The sequence below is a fragment of the Trinickia sp. genome (genome assembly GCF_051953405.1).
Lineage (GTDB): Bacteria > Pseudomonadota > Gammaproteobacteria > Burkholderiales > Burkholderiaceae > Trinickia.
The window spans coordinates 1-17,256 of record NZ_JBQCIV010000061.1 but is presented as its reverse complement, the minus strand read 5'-3'; the positions used below and the strand labels follow the sequence as shown (position 1 = coordinate 17,256).

At 64.9% G+C, this 17,256-nt stretch carries 16 protein-coding genes; 9 read left to right on the top strand and 7 right to left on the bottom strand.

Annotated elements, in window-relative coordinates; all coding sequences use genetic code 11:
* Window positions 1–465 precede the first annotated feature (465 nt).
* Entirely contained in the window at window positions 466–1,995 is a 1,530-nt protein-coding gene (gene ilvA, locus ACTHN9_RS09840) for a threonine ammonia-lyase, biosynthetic (protein ID WP_440536571.1), read from the top strand.
* Between the two features lie 53 nt (window positions 1,996–2,048).
* Window positions 2,049–2,873, top strand: coding sequence for an NADPH-dependent 7-cyano-7-deazaguanine reductase QueF (gene queF / locus ACTHN9_RS09835; RefSeq protein WP_440536570.1), 825 nt, complete (start codon window positions 2,049–2,051; stop codon window positions 2,871–2,873).
* Here the strand turns inward: queF and ACTHN9_RS09830 are convergent.
* Window positions 2,867–4,372 (bottom strand): N-acyl-D-amino-acid deacylase family protein, encoded by a 1,506-nt coding sequence (locus ACTHN9_RS09830; RefSeq protein ID WP_440536569.1) that lies wholly within the window; start codon window positions 4,370–4,372, stop codon window positions 2,867–2,869. The two genes, queF and ACTHN9_RS09830, sit on opposite strands and share 7 nt — an antisense overlap.
* 139 nt (window positions 4,373–4,511) lie before the next feature.
* On the opposite strand from ACTHN9_RS09830, the gene ACTHN9_RS09825 reads away from it, so the two are divergent.
* On the top strand, window positions 4,512–5,795 hold the full coding sequence (locus ACTHN9_RS09825; protein WP_440536568.1) for an amino acid deaminase: 1,284 nt from the start codon (window positions 4,512–4,514) through the stop codon (window positions 5,793–5,795).
* Window positions 5,796–5,902: 107 nt separating this feature from the next.
* On the opposite strand, the gene ACTHN9_RS09820 is transcribed toward ACTHN9_RS09825, so the two are convergent.
* Together ACTHN9_RS09820 and ACTHN9_RS09815 are read right to left on the bottom strand one after the other, a co-directional pair.
* Entirely contained in the window at window positions 5,903–6,412 is a 510-nt protein-coding gene (locus tag ACTHN9_RS09820) for a MarR family winged helix-turn-helix transcriptional regulator (RefSeq protein WP_440536567.1), read from the bottom strand.
* Window positions 6,413–6,438: 26 nt separating this feature from the next.
* The gene (locus tag ACTHN9_RS09815) at window positions 6,439–8,034 is read right to left on the bottom strand and encodes an MDR family MFS transporter (protein ID WP_440536566.1); all 1,596 of its coding nucleotides are present in this window, start codon (window positions 8,032–8,034) and stop codon (window positions 6,439–6,441) included.
* Window positions 8,035–8,170: 136 nt separating this feature from the next.
* Between ACTHN9_RS09815 and ACTHN9_RS09810 the strand changes: the two genes are divergently transcribed.
* Complete coding sequence (locus tag ACTHN9_RS09810) at window positions 8,171–9,064, top strand: EcsC family protein (protein WP_440536565.1); 894 nt, start codon at window positions 8,171–8,173, stop codon at window positions 9,062–9,064.
* On the opposite strand, the gene ACTHN9_RS09805 is transcribed toward ACTHN9_RS09810, so the two are convergent.
* From ACTHN9_RS09805 to ACTHN9_RS09790, 4 genes are all read right to left on the bottom strand, one after another.
* A complete protein-coding gene (locus tag ACTHN9_RS09805; protein ID WP_440536564.1) occupies window positions 9,010–9,972 on the bottom strand; it encodes an alpha/beta hydrolase in 963 nt (320 codons plus the stop codon). The two genes, ACTHN9_RS09810 and ACTHN9_RS09805, sit on opposite strands and share 55 nt — an antisense overlap.
* A 220-nt stretch (window positions 9,973–10,192) precedes the next feature.
* Window positions 10,193–10,627 carry a CHRD domain-containing protein gene (locus ACTHN9_RS09800; protein ID WP_440536563.1) on the bottom strand — a complete coding sequence of 145 codons (435 nt, stop codon included), beginning with the start codon at window positions 10,625–10,627 and terminating at the stop codon, window positions 10,193–10,195.
* A 129-nt stretch (window positions 10,628–10,756) separates the two neighbouring features.
* Complete coding sequence (locus ACTHN9_RS09795; RefSeq protein ID WP_440536562.1) at window positions 10,757–11,149, bottom strand: surface-adhesin E family protein; 393 nt, start codon at window positions 11,147–11,149, stop codon at window positions 10,757–10,759.
* A gap of 241 nt (window positions 11,150–11,390) precedes the next feature.
* The gene (locus ACTHN9_RS09790; protein ID WP_440536561.1) at window positions 11,391–12,089 is read right to left on the bottom strand and encodes a lytic transglycosylase domain-containing protein; all 699 of its coding nucleotides are present in this window, start codon (window positions 12,087–12,089) and stop codon (window positions 11,391–11,393) included.
* Window positions 12,090–12,255: 166 nt separating this feature from the next.
* On the opposite strand from ACTHN9_RS09790, the gene ACTHN9_RS09785 reads away from it, so the two are divergent.
* The 5 genes from ACTHN9_RS09785 to ACTHN9_RS09765 all read left to right on the top strand — a co-directional run.
* Window positions 12,256–12,864 (top strand): phosphatase PAP2 family protein, encoded by a 609-nt coding sequence (locus ACTHN9_RS09785; protein WP_440536560.1) that lies wholly within the window; start codon window positions 12,256–12,258, stop codon window positions 12,862–12,864.
* Window positions 12,865–13,013: 149 nt separating this feature from the next.
* Complete coding sequence (locus tag ACTHN9_RS09780) at window positions 13,014–14,168, top strand: hypothetical protein (RefSeq protein WP_440536559.1); 1,155 nt, start codon at window positions 13,014–13,016, stop codon at window positions 14,166–14,168.
* 367 nt (window positions 14,169–14,535) lie between these two features.
* Window positions 14,536–15,639 (top strand): ATP-grasp fold amidoligase family protein, encoded by a 1,104-nt coding sequence (locus ACTHN9_RS09775; RefSeq protein ID WP_440536558.1) that lies wholly within the window; start codon window positions 14,536–14,538, stop codon window positions 15,637–15,639.
* 14 nt (window positions 15,640–15,653) lie between these two features.
* Window positions 15,654–16,430, top strand: coding sequence for a DUF6875 domain-containing protein (locus ACTHN9_RS09770; RefSeq protein ID WP_440536557.1), 777 nt, complete (start codon window positions 15,654–15,656; stop codon window positions 16,428–16,430).
* Between the two features lie 105 nt (window positions 16,431–16,535).
* A partial coding sequence (locus ACTHN9_RS09765) for a methyltransferase (protein WP_440536556.1) occupies window positions 16,536–17,256 on the top strand: 721 nt, incomplete at its 3' end.

Below are 17,256 nucleotides of genomic sequence, written 5' to 3'. Positions count from 1 at the left end.
ATGTTCTGGAAACTGGGCGTCGGCAGCGAGGGCTGGCCGCGCGGGTAGGCGACAGCAGCAGCCAGCTCGCATCAGAAGGTCGCTAGCCGCACGATCGTGCGTGACGGGCATGCCGCTGCGCCGCGGGACGCGCTTCCCGCGGAGCTGGGGTGAGAGGGGCGGTCCGTGGCTGCCAGCGCATTATCCGGTCCTGGTTTTAAAAAGGAATTCTACCGCATCATGCCGATACGCGTTGCTGTGCAATATCGATCGACGCCCTCACCGAAACGGGGCGTCCGCGCGCGCTCGGGGCCGGCCGGGAAGGCTTCGCCGACCGTCCGTCCGGTTAATCCCCGATAAACGCGCAATACGACTCGGCCGAGTGGCCATTGCACGTCGAAGGGACGAAAAGGGCCCGCCGTTGGCGCTATCATTGACGTTTTCGCATTCCGCCCTCGCCTTCGCGAATCGTCGCGCGCCTACGCCATGTCCTCGTCTTCACACGATTACCTCAAGAAAATTCTGACCGCCCGCGTCTACGACGTCGCCCACGAAACGGAACTCGAACCGGCGCGCAATCTGTCGGCGCGTCTGTCGAATCGTGTCTACCTGAAGCGCGAAGACAATCAACCCGTCTTTTCCTTCAAGCTGCGCGGGGCTTACAACAAGATGGTGCACATCGACGCCGGGGCGCGCGCGCGCGGCGTCATCACGGCCTCGGCCGGCAACCACGCGCAGGGCGTCGCTTATTCCGCCTCGCGCTTGGCCGTCAAGGCGGTGATCGTCGTGCCCATCACCACGCCGCAAGTGAAAGTCGACGCCGTGCGGGCGCACGGCGGGCCCACGGTCGAAGTCGTGCAGGCCGGCGAATCGTATAGCGACGCCTACGCGCATGCGCTCGAGCTGCAAAAGGCGCGGGGCCTCACGTTCGTGCATCCGTTCGACGATCCATACGTGATCGCGGGCCAAGGCACGGTCGCCATGGAAATCTTGAGCCAACATCAGGCCCCGATTCACGCGATCTTCGTGCCGATCGGCGGCGGCGGCCTCGCGGCCGGCGTGGGCGCTTACGTGAAAGCGGTCCGGCCCGACATCAAGGTCATCGGCGTACAAACCGAGGATTCGTGCGCGATGGCCCGCTCGATCCGAGCCGGCGAGCGCGTCACGTTGCCCGAGGTGGGACTGTTCTCCGACGGCACGGCGGTGAAGCTCGTGGGCGAGGAAACGTTCCGCCTGTGCCGTCAGTATCTCGACGATGTAATCACCGTGAACACCGACGCGCTGTGCGCCGCGATCAAGGATGTTTTCCAAGATACGCGCAGCCTGCTCGAGCCCGCCGGCGCCTTGTCCGTCGCAGGCGCGAAGCAGTACGCGGAGCGCACGGGCGTGACCGGACAAACGCTGGTGGCGATCACCTCGGGCGCGAACATGAACTTCGACCGCATGCGTTTCGTCGCCGAGCGGGCCGAGGTGGGCGAAGTGCGCGAAGCCGTCTTCGCCGTGACGATTCCCGAGGAGCGCGGCAGCTTCAAGCGGTTTTGCGAACTGGTGGGCGAGCGCAACGTCACCGAATTCAACTACCGGATCGCCGATGCGACCGCGGCGCATATCTTCGTCGGCGTGCAGATCAAGAGCCGCGGCGAACCGGCCGCGATCGCGGGGGCGTTCGAGCAGCACGGCTTTCCGACGGTGGATCTGACCGAAGACGAACTGTCGAAACAGCATATCCGCTACATGGTGGGCGGCCGCTCGCCGCTCGCGCGCGACGAACGCCTGTTCCGTTTCGAGTTTCCCGAGCGGCCGGGCGCGCTCATGAAGTTCCTCTCGTCGATGGCGCCCGATTGGAACATCAGTCTCTTCCACTATCGCAACCAGGGCGCCGACTATAGCTCGATCCTCGTTGGCATCCAGGTGCCCCCGGCCGACAACGAAGCGTTCGCACGCTTTTTGTCGACGCTCGGCTACCCGCATTGGGACGAAAGCGGCAACCCCGTCTACCGGCTCTTTCTTGCGTGAATGCCCCTTGCTCCACGCCATTGATCGACTGATCGACTGATCGACCGAACGCCATGACACCCGAACACTCGCCGCTCGGCAAGAGCACGACCTACACCGAGCAATACGATCCGACGCTGCTGTTTCCGATCCCCCGCAGCCGCGCACGCGAGGCGATCGGCATCGCGCAAGCGCTGCCGTTCTTCGGCACCGACATCTGGAACGCCTACGAGCTGTCCTGGCTCAATGCGCGCGGCAAGCCGCAGATCGCGATCGCGACATGCTTCGTTCCGGCGGAGTCGCCGAACATCGTCGAATCGAAATCGTTCAAGCTCTACCTGGGCTCGTTCGCGCAAACCCGCATGGAATCCGTCGAGGCGCTGCGCGACACGATCAAGCGCGACGTCTCGGCCGCCTGCGGCGCGACCGTCTCCGTGCGCCTGACGACACCCGCGGAATTCCAAACGCTGGAATTCGAGGAGTTCGACGGCCTGTCGCTCGATCGGCTCGATCTCGAGGCCGATGTGTACGAGCCCGATCCAACGCTGCTCAAGGCGGCGTTCGACGAAGCGCCCGTGGAGGAGACGGTGTACTCGAACCTGCTGAAATCGAACTGTCCGGTCACGGGCCAGCCCGATTGGGGAAGCGTGCAAATACATTATGTGGGCCCGCAGATCGATCACGCGGGGCTGCTGCGCTACATCATCTCGTATCGCTCGCATACGGGCTTTCACGAGCAATGCGTCGAGCGCATCTTCATCGACATCCTGCGCGAATGCCGCCCCGTCAAGCTCGCCGTTTATGCGCGCTATACGCGGCGCGGCGGGCTCGACATCAACCCGTTCCGCACCAACTACAACCTGCCGATGCCCGACAACGCGCGCACGGCACGTCAATAAAGCTCGCCGACAGGCTCGCCGGAAGGGTCGCGGGCGTCGCCGGCCGCCTTCGCGCCGCGCGGCACGAAACGGCCCGCCCGCGCGCCCGACGGCGCGCGCTCGCGATACGACAGCACGCCGTTGACCCACACGGCATCGATCCCGTCGGCCACTTGACACGGGTTCTCGAACGTCGCGGCGTCGCGCACGCGCGCGGGATCGAACAGCACGAGGTCGGCGTGGTAGCCCACGTGGATCTCGCCGCGCTTGTCGAGCCCGAAGCGTCGCGCCGACAACCCCGTCATCTTGTGCACCGCCTCCTCGAGCGGCAGCAGCTCAGCATCGCGCGCATAGTACCCAAGCACGCGAGGGAACGTGCCCCACAGCCGCGGATGCGGCAGCGGATCGTTCGGCAGGCCGTCCGAGCCCACCATCGTGGCCGGATGGGCCAAGATGCGCCGCACGTCGTCTTCCGACATGTTGTGGTACACCGCGCCGGCCGGCCGTAGGCGTGCGGCGGCCTCCTGCAGCGTCACGCCCCATTCGCTCGCGATCGCCGACAGCCGCTTGCCGGATGCCTCGGGATGCGGCGTCGACCACGTCACGGTGATCTCGATGTCGCCCGTGACCTGCTTCAGATCGAGCGTGGTCGAGCTGCGATCGTACGGATAGCAATCGCAGCCCACGCGCTGTGCCGAGCGCGCGCGCTCGAGCGCGGCCAACACCTCGATACTGCGGCCCCAGTTGCGCGGCCCCGCGCATTTCAGATGCGAGACGATGACGGGCACCCGCGCATGCCGGCCGATCCGGCAGGCTTCGTCGAACGCGTCCAGAATCGCATCGAATTCGCTGCGCATATGCGTCGCGTAGAGCGCGCCCGCTTGCGCGAGCGGTTCCGCGAGTGCCATCACCTCCTCGGTGGGGGCCTCGAACGCCGAGGCATAGGCGAGTCCCGAACTCAGTCCGAGCGCGCCGTGCTCGAGCGCTTCGATCAGTTGCACGCGCATGGCTTCGATCTCCTCGCGCGTGGCCGCGCGATCGAGCCGGTCCATGTGGTTGCTGCGCAAGGCGGTATGGCCGACGAGCGCCGCGACATTGACGGCCGGACGCGCCGCGTTCACCGCATCGACATACGCGCCGAACGTCGGATAGCGAAACGATTCGCGCTCACCGAGCAGGTTCATCGGATCGGGCGGATCGCCGCGCAGCGTGACGGGCGACGCGCTGATGCCGCAATTGCCGACGATCACCGTCGTCACGCCCTGCGAGAGCTTGGGCAGCATCTGAGGCTCGCGGATCGCATACGTGTCGTCGTGGGTGTGGACGTCGATGAAACCGGGCGCAAGCGCGCGGCCGTCGGCCTCGATAATCTCTTCCGCGATCCAATTCGAGAGGTTGCCGACGGCCGCGATTTTCTCGCCGCGAATGGCGACGTCGCGCACGACGGGCGGTTTGCCCGTGCCGTCGTAAAGCGTGGCGCCGTAGATGAGCGTATCGGCGGCTTCGGGATGGGAATGCATGGTTCGTCTCCGAGGGCGGGCACAGGGCGGCGGGGGCAGCAGGCGCCGGCCTGCCGAGAATCCTACTCGCACTTTATGTACCATGGGAGCCCCAATGTCGGCTTCGATGCCGGCACAGACCGACCCAGGAACGATTCCCATGACACTCACGATGACGAGCTACTCCGCTGCCTCCATCGATCCGCTCGGCAAGGGGCTGGGCAACGTGCCGAGCGCGAGCGTGCCGCTCGATTCCGCGGCGAACCTCGAATGGAATCTGCTCGACGAGGATGTGAGCCTGCCGGCCGCCGTCCTCTACGCGGACCGAATGCAGCACAACCTGAAATGGATGCAGGATTTCGTCACCGAATATGGCGTCAAGCTGGCGCCGAACGGCAAGACGACGATGGCGCCGCAACTGTTTCGCCGGCAGATCGAGACGGGCGCGTGGGGCATCACGCTCGCCACCGCCCATCAAACCCGCGCGGCCTATCACGGCGGCATCGAGCGCGTGCTCATGGCCAATCAGCTCGTGGGCAAGCGCAACATGGGCATGATCGCCGAGCTGCTCACCGATCCCGATTTCGAGTTCTTTTGCCTCGTGGATTCGGAGGACGGAATCGACCAGCTCGGCACGTTCTTCCAAACGGCCGGCCGTCGGCTGCAAGTGCTGATCGAACTGGGCGTGCCGGGCGGCCGTACGGGCGTGCGCGACGAGGCCGGGCTCGAAGCGGTGTTAGCGGCCCTCGCACGTTACCGGGGCACGTTGGTGCTGGCGGGCGTCGAGCTTTACGAAGGCGTGCTCGGCGACGAGCAAGCCGTGCGCGCTTTCTTGCGCCGCGCCGTTCAAACGACGCACGCCCTCGCGCAAGCGGGCCGCTTCGAACGCGCGCCGGCTATTCTTTCGGGCGCCGGCTCGGCCTGGTACGACATCGTGGCCGAAGAGTTCGCGGCTCAAACGAAGGCCGGGGCAATCGATGTCGTGCTGCGTCCGGGCTGTTACCTCACGCATGACGTGGGCGTCTACAAGAAGGCGCAAAGCGACATCCTGGCGCGCAATCCGATCGCGAAGAAGATGGGTGAAGCGCTATTGCCGGCGTTGCAGCTCTGGGCTTACGTGCAATCGATCCCCGAGGCGGACCGTGCGATCGTCGGCTTCGGCAAGCGCGACGCGGCTTTCGATGCCGGTATGCCCGTCCCGGCGCGCCACTACCGGCCCGGTACCAGCGCACCGCGCGAGATCGCGCCGACCGAAGGCTGGGAAGTAACCGGAATGATGGATCAGCACGCCTACTTGCGGATCGTGCCGGGTGCCGATCTCAAGGTAGGCGATATGCTCGCGTTCGATATCTCCCACCCTTGTCTGACGTTCGACAAGTGGCGGCAACTTTTGATCGTCGACAAGCAATATCGGGTGACGGAGGTCGTCGAAACGTTCTTCTGAGGAACGAAGGTCGATCGAGCGGTCTTTCGATAGGCTGCGAGCGGCGGGGCTGCGCCGCATGCGGACGTCCGCCGACGTTCGCAGACGTCAACGGCGCGGTGGCGGCCTCATCGAGACTGTGCGCGCGGCGCGAGTTCGGCGCCCTCGGCGGCCTCGCCGCTCGAAGGCGTGTCCTCGCATGCAGACAGCGGCATGCCTGCCACGTCGCCAATCCGGGATTCGAGCTTGGCGAGCGCGGCGGACAGTGCCGACAACGCATCGTCGGGCAAGCCCCCCATCGTCTCGCGTAGGAATGCGTCGCGTTGCGGCAGGCTCGCATCGACGACATGGCGCCCTTCGTCCGTCAATCTCACGTTGGTGATGCGGTTGTCGCGCGCATCGACACTGCGTGCGATCCAACCGAGCGCCTCGAGCGATTTCAATTGGCGCGTCAGCGCGCCCGGGTCGATCCGCAATCGTTCGACGAGCCGCTTTTGCGACCACTCGCCGCCGTCGTCCGTGAGCGTGCGCAAGATGCGCCAGCGCGGCATGGCATGCCCGACCTGCGCTTCGAACGCGGACATGAATGCGCGATAGGTTCGGCCGAACTGCTGAACGATGGCTACGTAGTCTTCCATGATGCAACCTTGCTAGTGAGTCGGCCTTATTCTGCCGCAGGCGTAGGCTCGCCCCTGCGTGTAATGCTGACGTGGGGTACGCTGGCGCACCGCCACAGCGCGACGACGGCGATCACAGCCGCCACGGCAAGCCCCGCGTGAATCGCGGTAACGAGCGCCACGCGCGCCTGCTCGAGCAGCGCCGCGCCATTGTGGCCCGCGCGGGCGAGCGAATCGAGCAACGTGTGCTGCGCATCCGGATTGACGAGAATTTGCGGGTCGCGCATGGTGTGCCACCACTGCATCGCATTTGCGCTCGTTAGCGCGTCGCGTACGCCGCGCGCATACAGATGCGTGATGAGGGTGCCGGTCACTGCGGCCCCGAACATCCCGCCGATCATCCGCAGCGATTGCAACAAAGCCGTCGCGATCCCCAAATGCTCGCGTCCGGCCGTTTCTTGAGCGAACACCGTGAGATTCGGCAACACGAAGCCGAGCCCCACGCCCGCCACCATCATGAGCCCCATCAACAGCGCATGCGACATCGAGCGCGTGGCCAGCGCCGTGCCCACACAGGCGCACGCGAGCATCGCGCTGCCGATATAGAGCATCGCATTGGGGCGCCGAATCCGAGTGACGATGCGGCCGTTGAGAATACTGCCGATCGTGATGAAGACGACGAGCGGTGTGATGAGCACGCCCGCCTCTTTCGGCGAAAGCCCAAAGCCGCCTTGCAGCAGCAGCGGCGCGTAGAAGATCAGCGAAAACATCGAGTAGCCGCCGAGCACGGACAGCGTAAACAAGGCGGCTAGGCTGCGATTGGCAAACATGTCGAGCGGCAGGATCGGCTGTGCGGCGCGCTGCTCCCACTTCCATAGCGCAACGGCGGAGGCAGCGGCCGCCACGGCCAGCGCCGCGACGCCGGGCGACAGGCCATGCTGCGAGAGCGACTCCACGAGCAGTTGCAACGATCCGAGCGCCACGGCGATCAGCAGCGAACCGGGCCAGTCGAGGCGAATTTTGCCGCGCGACGTGACATGCCGCACGTGCGGCAGGTACCGCCAAACGAATACCAGCGAGAGCAGACCGACGGGCAGATTCACATAAAACGCCGAGCGCCAGCCGTAGTACTGGGTCAAGAACCCGCCGAGCGACGGGCCGATCGCATTGGCGATGCCGAAAGCGGAACTCATGAGCACCTGCCAACGCAGGCGCACGACCGAATCGGGAAACAGATCGGGGATACAAGCGAACGCGGTGCCGACGAGGATCCCGCCGCCGACGCCCTGCAAAGCACGCGCGACCACCAGAAACAGCATGCTGTTCGCGGCGCCGCACAAGACAGAGGCACCCGTGAAGACGACAATCGATGCGATGACGAATGGCTTGCGCCCGAAGTAGTCGCCGAGCCGGCCGAAAATCGGCACCGTAATCACCGAAGTCAGTAAGTAGGACGTGGCAACCCACGCATACAGCTCGAAACCGCGCAGCTCGGCGACAATGGTCGGCAACGCCGTGCCCACAACGGTTTGATCGAATGCGACGAGCATGGTGACGAACGAGATGCCGAGCATCGCGAGCAGCGACTCCCGGAACGGCAGGAGCTGCCCGCGCGAGTGGTGAGCGGCAGTGTGGACGGCCATTTTTTGTGGAAGCAATCGTTGATTCGTCAAAGAATGACGAATGATAGCATGGGTGGGCTCGATTCGCAGGCAAACAGCCCGTCCGGCCGATACCGCATGTTGGCGCTTCTTTCTTCTTTGTCTTTCTATTTGACCGATGGAACCGATCCCCATCCCTATCTCCCACTCCGAGCCGCAGCTTGCCCCCGACGATTTGTCGGCCCTCGCGCGGGCCAAGCGAGCGCTCGAAACGCAGCCGCTCGCCATGAAACTCGCCGGCGCGGTCGGCATGCCGATCGAGCGGTTGTTGGCGAGGTTGCCCGCCGGCGCCCATGACACGGTCGCCGATGCCACCCGTCGCGCGCTCGACGCGAGCCTGCGTGCGGCCGTCGCGACGCTCGGCGAGCCGAAGCCGAGCATCGGCGACGCCGGCGCAGACTCGGATCGATCGAGGTTGGCGAAACCGCGCGACTGGCTCCATAAAGTGGCGGTCGCCACCACGGGTGCCGCGGGCGGCGCGTTCGGATTGCTCGCATTGCCGGCCGAACTGCCGGTGACGACGACCCTGATGTTCCGCTCGATTTGCGACATCGCGCGTAGCGAAGGCGAGGATCTGCGCGAGGCCGAGGCGCGGCTGCAGTGCCTCGCCATCTTCGGGATGGGAAGCCATACGGCGGACGAGGAAGCCGACTTCGGCTATTTCATCGCGCGCGGCGCACTGGCTCAAGCCATTTCCAAGGCATCGTCGGAACTCGCCAGCAAAGGCGTCGCGGCCCATGGCGCCCCGGCGCTCGTTCGCCTGATGAACACGATCGCGGCGCGTTTTTCGGCACAGGTGAGCGAGCAAGTGGCCGCCAAATCGATTCCGGCGATCGGCGCCGTGCTCGGCGCGGCCGTCAATACCGTCTTCATCGACCACTTCCAGCAGACGGCACACGGACATTTCGCGGTACGCCGGCTCGAGCGCCGTTACGGCGGGCAGGCCGTGCAGACGGCCTACCGCGCCATCGAATCGACTGCTAGCGGACGCGCGACGCGCTCGCGCGCGTGAATCCGCACGAATCGCGCCGCACGCTCGAGCGCCTGCCTCGCCTCCGGCACGAAAGGCGTCCAGAGCTGCCAGACGTGCGGCACCTTCGGCCACACCTCGTACTGCACCGATACGCCGGCTGCACGCGCACGATCGGCCACGCGCCGGGCGTCGTCGAGCAGCACTTCGGTGCTGCTCGCCTGGATCAGCAGCGGCGGCAGGCCGGACAGGTCGGCATACAGCGGCGACAGATAGGGATGCATCGGATCGGCGCCGCCGACATACAACTTGGCCGCGCGTCCGATCGCTGCCCCGCAGAACATCGGATCGAGCCCATCGTTCGATCGGATCGTGCCGCCCGTGACCGCCAGATCCGTCCACGGCGAAAACAGGACGCCCGCCGACGGCAACGGATCGCGCGCATCGCGCAGCGCGACGAGCGTGGCCAGCGCAAGCCCGCCGCCCGCCGAATCGCCGGCGATCACGATCGAATCGGCCGGTGTGCCGTCGGCGAGCAAACGCCGATAGGCAGCCAGCGCATCATCGAGCGCGGCCGGAAACGGATGCTCGGGCGCGAGCCGATAGTCGAGCGAGAATGCCCTCGCCCCCGAGCGGGCGGCAAGCGCGAAGACGAGCGGCCGGTGCGAGGCCGGCGAGCAAAAGTAGTAGCCGCCGCCGTGGCAATACAGGATCGTGCGCATGGGCGCCGCGCGGGCCAGATCGTCCGAGCGCTCGAGCCATTCGCCGCGCAGCGGCGCGTCCGACCGCAGCCGGCGCTCGATAAGCCGCCAGCCGGCGGGCACCCGCTGCCGCCGGATGCGCGAGGCGGAATACGCGCGAGCGCGCTCGACGCTGACATGAGGCTTGAGCGTCTCGGGCCGAAATTGTTTCCTGAGCAACCAACAGGCGACGGCGCTTTGCCAGCTCATCGCAAACGACTCCACACATGACGGTCCATGACCGTCATGTTACGTGCGGCGCGGCGGCGCGTGAGCGCATCCGGCGATTGCTATGCGGGAGAACGCACGCCGAGGTTCGGCCGGCGCTTGGCGGGGGAGGGGATGATGTTCGCCCGCGCCGGCCCGCACCGCGTACCGGCGCAAGACCGGGTGCCGGACCGGACGCGAGGCGTCGGCCGGCGCGAATCGGTCAGTTGGCCGGAACGACCTGCCCGCGAATTTCGCCGCTCGGATTGGCGGCCGTATGGACATTGAAGTACCACTTGCCGTTCATCAAATCGGCCGCCTGGGCGTCGGTCAGGGTCTTCTCGCCTTCGATCGGGCTCGCTAATTTGTCCTTCGGGATGCCGATCTGGGGAGCCGCATTCTGTCCAACCGGTGCAGGGCCATGAAAGTGTGCCATCGTGGCCGGGCCGGACAGCCCTTCATAAGTGACGTTCCACTTCAGATCCTTCGACGATGTATCGAACGTCGCCTGCAGCGCGCCGTGCCCCTTGGACGTCTTCGGCGGCACTTCGCTCGACGGCTCCAGATCGGCCTTCAGCGCGACCGTATCCGCGAATGCGGCGCTCGCTGCTACGGCCCACAACAAAACGGCGACATTCAGCTTTCGCATGACGTGCATCGTGCTCTCCTGTTTGTTGAATCCGCCTGTGCCGAGCCAGCTCCCGCCTGTGCACGGCGCGCGGTTCCACATACTAGAACAAGTTGCCCGGATGCGTACGCCAAAGCCGCCCGCGCCGACCGCGCGCGGTCAGCACACCTTACGGAACATGGTGTCGACGACGGTGCCCGGGCTAATCGCCACCCAAGCGGTATCGGTCGCGTGCAGGATGCCGACCTGCGCGCCGTCGGTACCGAGGTAATGCGTATCGAGCGCGCGCCATTGCTTGCCGGCGCAATCGATCTGATAACGGGTGAGGGAAACGGACACCGGCGCGCTCGCACCGGGCATCATCGACGGTGCTTTCCAGGTGGTCTTCGCGGTGTATTCGATGTAACCGTCGGAATCGGTTGCCACGCTATCGAGATCGACCGCATACGCCAGATCGCTGGCGCTTTTCAAGGGCATCCATTGCGTCGCATCGGCGTACGCCATGGAGCCGAGCGCAACGGTGAAGACAATCAAAGGGCGGAGCCAATTCATGTTGTGTTTCCTAACGTTCGAAATGGCCCGGCTTTGCGATATCGCTAATTATTATGGTGTCCTGCCTTTTTATGGGAGAACGGTCAGATTCTAGCAGAGCATGCGAGCGCCGCGGATCGGAAAATCTAGTGGGCCCTGGTGCGCTGGCGCAAAGTGCGGGGGTGTGCTAGTGCCTCCTCGCCCCTTACGCGAATGCGAGCAGATTGCCGCTTTGGCACCACCGTGATTGCTTTTATTGCAGCTATTGCGCCGATAACGGCCCGCTCGCATCGGCACCGCTCGCCTGGACCGCCTCGACTGCTTGAACCGCCTGGAAATCCTTCGTGCGTAGGCTGACTTTGCGTGCATACGCCGTGGATCCGCCATAGCTCTTCAGGGCGGTCGTCAAGTCGCCCCGGGCCGATTCCAGATAGCCGTGCAAAATCGCCGAGCCCGCCTCGATGTTGTCGGCCGGTTCCGTCAAGTCGAGATTTTTGACGAGCCGCTTGTGAGCCGACGGCACGACTTGCATGAGGCCCGTCGCGCCATGCTGGCCGCGCGCATGGTCCTGAAAGCGCGATTCGATGGAAATAATCGCGAGTACGAGCGCCGGCGGCAGCGAATACTTCGATGCCGAACTCATCACCGCCGCGGAGATTTGCTCCGCTTTCGCGCGGGCAAGCCCGAACTTTCGCGTCAGCAGGTCGCGGATCCGGTGCACTTGGCCAACCGTGGGCTCGCTCGCGGAAATCGGTGCCACAGTGGAGGTGGAGGCGCCTACCGTAGCGACGGCCGCTTGCAGCGAGGCTGCGGCTGGCGCATCCGACGCGGGCGATCCGGTTCGGGCGGGTAAAGCCGCGGCAGAAGCCGCCGCGAGGGTGCGCGATGCTTCGGACTCCTGCGCAACGGCGGACGCAGCCGCACCGAAGGAAATTAGCAACGCGCAGAAAAGTCGACTCATTGGGCTCTGGGCAAGGACAGGTGCGGCGAATTATAGCGGCTCACGTCTGACCTTTCAGGGGGCGGATTAAATTCGTCAGTCGATTAAAAGACTCGCCTCGCTCCGTTAAGCCGGTGTTAAGTAACAGCAGCGCACAATCGCCGCCTTGGAATCTGGACGACAACTCATGGCCCCATCCGATCTCGAAGCGCTGAACCGCTCGCTGTTTCTCGTCATCGACGCCACGCCCGCGACGCCGGGCTGGCTGATCGCCCTCGCATCGGCCATCGCAAACGGGTTGATCTGGTCGATCCCTTTGACATTGATCGGCCTGTGGCTCACCGGCGACGCATACCGGCGAGAAACGGCGCTCAAGGCCTGCGCGGTCACGCTCGCCGCGCTCGGCGTGAACCAACTGATCGGCTTGGCCTGGCAGCATCCGCGGCCTTTCGTGATCGGCCTCGGCCACACCTTTTTGGCGCATGCCCCCGATTCGTCGTTCCCGAGCGACCATGGGACGGTTTTCGCATCCGTTTGCCTCGCGCTGCTGCTGCGCGGCATGACGCGCTTAGGCGCCGCGATGCTGGCGGGCGGCGTGGCGGTAGCGTGGGCCCGGATCTTCCTCGGTGTGCATTTCCCGCTCGACATGATCGGCGCCGTCTGCGTGGCGGCGCTCGTGCATACCGCGCTGGCCCCGCTGTGGAGGCGCGCCGGAACGCCGCTGACGCGGCTCGCGACCGCCGCCCACCGCCGTCTGCTTGCCGCGCCGATCCGCTACGGCTGGCTTCGCCCGTAGATTGTCCGTTGTCCGCCCGCGTCGAGTGCGTGCCTGCACGATGATCGGCGCCGGTACGCTTTATGCGGGGATCGAGTCGTCGTGCCCGATCCCCCGAGCGGTGGCGGCACGTTTCCGATCGAGTATGGCGTGTGGAGGACGGCATGCGGATGGCGGATTCCAATTGGCGGCAATGGGCGCTGAAGGAAATCACTTACTTCGACCACGCGACGCATCGATTCGTCGCCGGCGACCTTGAAATCGACGGCGAGCGGATTCGCGCGATCGCGCCGCCCGGCGAATCGAAGGTCGAACGCGCGGTGCAGGCCCGCGAATGGATCGCGACCCCGGGCCTCGTCCAAGCTCGCTCCGATACTCCAACGACCGCGGCTCAGTTCGACCGGCTGCTTCGCGCGGGGACGACAACCGTCGGGACACGATGCGCCACGGGCGGCGAATGTATCGTCGCGATCAATCGAACGCGGCTACGCCTCGTCGCGCGCCTGCTGCTCAACCCGTTCGCACAGGCGCGCAGTGGGCAGCGGCGCCCCGACAGCCAAGCGCGAGCCCCCGAGCTTCGCGCGTTCGAATGCATCGAAGCACTGGTACGCCGCCAAGGAGGGCGTTTATCGCTGGCGGTGCACTGCCCCTCCATCGCCTCGGCCTACGAACTCGTGTACGCCCGAAACGCCGCGGCCGCGCTGCGGCTCGACCTCGGCTTCGAACTTTCGGAGGACGAGCGCGCGGCCCGTGCGTTTCGCGAGCGCTTTTATTGCAGCGAAGTGTACTTGCTCGACTACTTGCAGTTACTGCAGCCCGGCACGACGGTATGGGGACCCGCACAATTGACGCGTGGCGACATCGACATTCTGGCTCGCTCGGGGGCCGCCGTGCCGGGACTCGAAGCGATCTCGAACCCTAAGCGCCGAGCGCACGGACGCTCGCAAACTTCGGCCGAAACCGACGCGACGGCCTCCGCCTTCGGCGCGCGCATCGGCGTCGCGGGGGCGGAGGCGGAGGCGGACAGATGCGTCGATGCGGTCACGGTGTCCGCGGCCGCGGCGCTGGGCGAGCGCACCTGCGGCTCGATTGCGCGCGGGATGCGCGCGGACTTGTGTCTATTTGCACCTTCGCTGCGCCCTGCGCTCGGCGGCGGCAGCGAAGCGTTCGTCCGGCTGTTCGAATCGCGCCGCCCGGATGCCGTCATCGTTGGGGGAGCGATTGCGCACAGCGAATCGAACACGCCGATTCCGTGGATTAGCGGTTCAAGCGCAGCCCCCTCGCATCGAAACGTGCGTCCTGTGCCGCTAACGTTGTCCACATAAGCGTTGCCTTTTAGCTCGGCTGTTTCGGTTTGGGGCCCCGCCGTTTTGCAGAAGAAAAACGCGCAGCGAGCAATAACCGGCGCAACCTTGCTTGGCGCGAAAGCTTAGCCAATTCGGCGTTTCTTCCGACTTTTTCGGCGGCACGCATGCTGCCTATCACGCTGCGCTTATAAGTAACAAGACTAAACAAATTCGCTAATTCTGTAAGCGGAGATTGCCGCGCAACACCTAAAAAAATAACTACGGCATAAAGCGCCAAACCTTCCCGACTTCCGGCTGCGATTATTGCCCGGCTGTAGACGGAATGGTTCTATCTCGACAGAACCCACCGACCGAAAGACGCGCATTGAAGGCGCAGGGATGGACCATGTCGAAACTAGCCGAACCTCACGAGTCGCCTCTCGATCCGATCGCCGCTACGCCATGCGACGGCGCATCGCTCGCGCTTGCGCATACCGCCGTGTCCGGGCTCGTTGCCGGCACCCAGCCCCCAAGCGCCGCAATGCCGAACAAGCCGAGCGGCGCCCGCCCGGCCATTGCACGCTGGCTGTCCCGGAGCGCACGCCGTGCATGGCGCTCGGCCAATCGTTTCCTGCCCGACGAATTGTTCCTCTCGCTTTCGCACCGGCGCCACGTGGGACGTTTTCCGAATCTGACAGACCCGGAAACGTTCAACGAATGGATCCTGCATCGCTGCCTCCACCCGGAACCGCAATGGAGTGTGCTGGCCGATAAGCTTGCCGTACGCGAGTTCGTCAAAGAGCGCATTGGCGAGGAGCATTTGATTCCGCTCATCGCGGTGCCCGACGTGTTTTCCGAGGAGGTGTTCGCTTCGCTTCCGGACGCCTTCGTCATGAAGACGAATCATGGCTCGGGCTACGTTCGAATCGTCGAAGACAAACGGCAAACGTCGTTCCTTGAACTGAACCGAATCGCGCAAGCATGGCTAGCGGAAGACTTCTCGCGGGTCAATCGCGAAAGACACTACCGGCCGATCGAGCCCAAGCTGTACTTCGAGCAATTGCTGGTAGATAGGACCGGCCACATACCGGCCGATTTGAAAATGAACATGTTCGGCCGCGACGTCGCAGGGCCGATCATTTACGCCGGCATCGTCTCCGATCGCTTCGGGACGCCGCACGGCGATGTATTCGACGTGCGATGGAATCGGTTGGATCTGGCCGTGGGCCACTATCCGCGAAGCCAGGTGCCGCCGGGGCCGCCGCCTCACTGGGACGAAATCGTGCGTCTTGCGACACGGCTCGTGGACGGACTCGGATACGTACGCCTCGACCTCTACATCCCCGACGGCAAGGTGTATTTCGGGGAATTGACCTTTACCCCCGGCGCAGGCGTCTTCCCGTTCCACCCCGACCGCTACGACTACGAGTGGGGGCGGCTCTTCAAGGCCATGAGCGACGCCGACCGCTCGGCGGCTCGCACCGAATTCGAACCAGGCGCCCACGTATAACGATGACGACGACCATGACCATGACCACGCCCACCGACATGACGCCGACCGCCGACCGCATTTCGCAAGCACTTGCCGAGATCGAGCGAACGCTCACGCCATCGACCGAAGTGGCGATGGAGCCCGATCCCGCTTTGCGCGACCGCTACGAGGCCGGTCTCGGATGGATGCAACGCTTCATCATGCGGCCGCACCCCGAGCTGGGACGCAAAGGCGCCGTATGCCCTTTCGCCAAACCGGCTCATGAAGACGAAGCGCTGTGGTTCTGCGCCTTCGACGCCGCGGGCATGGCCTTCGATGCCTATATCGCAGCCCTGATGCGATTGCCGTACTTCTTCGATCGCGTGGCGACGACGCGGAGCAAGCCGTCCGAGCTGCTATCGCTGGCCGTGTTTCCGATCGGATTGCAAAGCGACGCGTACTACAAGTTCATCGACTGTGCGCACGCGATCCTGAAGCCGTTCTATATGGAATGCGGCTTGATGCTCGGCGAGTTTCATCCTTCGAGCACCGTGCGCGGCGCCCACTCGCCGGCGTTCCGACCGATGCGAGCCGACGTGCCGCTGTTCGTCATACGCGCCATGGCGCTGCACGACGCGCTGTTTATCGACAGCGAATCGACACCCGTCGGCATGCGCGTGCACGAACTCGAATGCTATTTGCGCTGGAACGCATCGCGCTTGTCCGCGACCGAACGCGAGCATGTCGTCGCCCGCCTCGCGCAGCGCAAGGCACAACTGGCCGAGGATGAAACCGCCGCACGCGACGCGGCGCGCGCCGTCAGCGTTTGAAGTGGAGCGGCCTGTGTTGTGCCGATGCGCTTGACGCCGTGCGCTCGGCCGCGCGGGGCCGCTATCTCGTGTTTGAAGTCATTCGAAAATAAAGAGGGGGTTGCCGTGAACGACGAACTATCGTGGGAAGAATGGGAAGCGCTTTGCGAAATGATGAACGGTTACATCAAGACGCAAGTGCTATCGACCGCATGCGATCTCGGCGTGTTCGACATCATCGAACGCGGCGCCACGCTCGCGACGCTCGCCGAGCGGCTCGAGATCGACGAGCACGGCTGCCGCGTGCTGCTGTTGGGCCTGCGGCAACTGAAACTCGTCACCGTACACGAGACTGGCGAGATCGCGAACGCGCCGCTCGCGCGTCGCTGCCTGCTGCGCAACGCCGAGCAATCGATGGTGCCCTTCGTCCATTTGAACGATAAGATCCAGCACCGCGCTTGTCTGCATTTCACGCGCGCGCTGCGCGAAGGCCGCAACGCCGGTCTCGACGAATTTCCGGGCGATGCGCCGACGCTCTACGGCCGCATGGCCGGCGATCCGGCACTCGAGCGCCTCTTCCACGAGGGCATGGGGGCTTATACGAGGCTCTCGCCGCGCATGATGGCTGTGAGCGAGTTCGGCGACGTATCGAGACTGCTCGATGTCGGCGGCGGCGACGGCACGAACGCGATTCGGCTGTGCGAGCGTTATCCGTCGTTGAAGGTGACCCTGATCGATCTACCGTCCGTGATCGAGAAAGCGCGCGCCAATATCGAGGCGCATGGGCTCGCCGATCGCGTGACTTGCGAAGCCGTCGATATGTTTACCGATCCTTGGCCGAGCGGCT

Bases quoted from the DNA above. Each gene is read 5' to 3' on its own strand.
- ACTHN9_RS09800 (WP_440536563.1), bottom strand. From the start codon at position 10,627: ATGCACGTCATGCGAAAGCTGAATGTCGCCGTTTTGTTGTGGGCCGTA.
- ACTHN9_RS09810 (WP_440536565.1), top strand. From the start codon at position 8,171: ATGGAACCGATCCCCATCCCTATCTCCCACTCCGAGCCGCAGCTTGCC.
- ACTHN9_RS09805 (WP_440536564.1), bottom strand. From the start codon at position 9,972: ATGAGCTGGCAAAGCGCCGTCGCCTGTTGGTTGCTCAGGAAACAATTT.
- ilvA (WP_440536571.1), top strand. From the start codon at position 466: ATGTCCTCGTCTTCACACGATTACCTCAAGAAAATTCTGACCGCCCGC.
- ACTHN9_RS09815 (WP_440536566.1), bottom strand. From the start codon at position 8,034: ATGGCCGTCCACACTGCCGCTCACCACTCGCGCGGGCAGCTCCTGCCG.
- ACTHN9_RS09770 (WP_440536557.1), top strand. From the start codon at position 15,654: ATGACCATGACCACGCCCACCGACATGACGCCGACCGCCGACCGCATT.
- ACTHN9_RS09785 (WP_440536560.1), top strand. From the start codon at position 12,256: ATGGCCCCATCCGATCTCGAAGCGCTGAACCGCTCGCTGTTTCTCGTC.
- queF (WP_440536570.1), top strand. From the start codon at position 2,049: ATGACACCCGAACACTCGCCGCTCGGCAAGAGCACGACCTACACCGAG.
- ACTHN9_RS09775 (WP_440536558.1), top strand. From the start codon at position 14,536: ATGTCGAAACTAGCCGAACCTCACGAGTCGCCTCTCGATCCGATCGCC.
- ACTHN9_RS09790 (WP_440536561.1), bottom strand. From the start codon at position 12,089: ATGAGTCGACTTTTCTGCGCGTTGCTAATTTCCTTCGGTGCGGCTGCG.
- ACTHN9_RS09825 (WP_440536568.1), top strand. From the start codon at position 4,512: ATGACACTCACGATGACGAGCTACTCCGCTGCCTCCATCGATCCGCTC.
- ACTHN9_RS09830 (WP_440536569.1), bottom strand. From the start codon at position 4,372: ATGCATTCCCATCCCGAAGCCGCCGATACGCTCATCTACGGCGCCACG.
- ACTHN9_RS09795 (WP_440536562.1), bottom strand. From the start codon at position 11,149: ATGAATTGGCTCCGCCCTTTGATTGTCTTCACCGTTGCGCTCGGCTCC.
- ACTHN9_RS09780 (WP_440536559.1), top strand. From the start codon at position 13,014: ATGGCGGATTCCAATTGGCGGCAATGGGCGCTGAAGGAAATCACTTAC.
- ACTHN9_RS09820 (WP_440536567.1), bottom strand. From the start codon at position 6,412: ATGGAAGACTACGTAGCCATCGTTCAGCAGTTCGGCCGAACCTATCGC.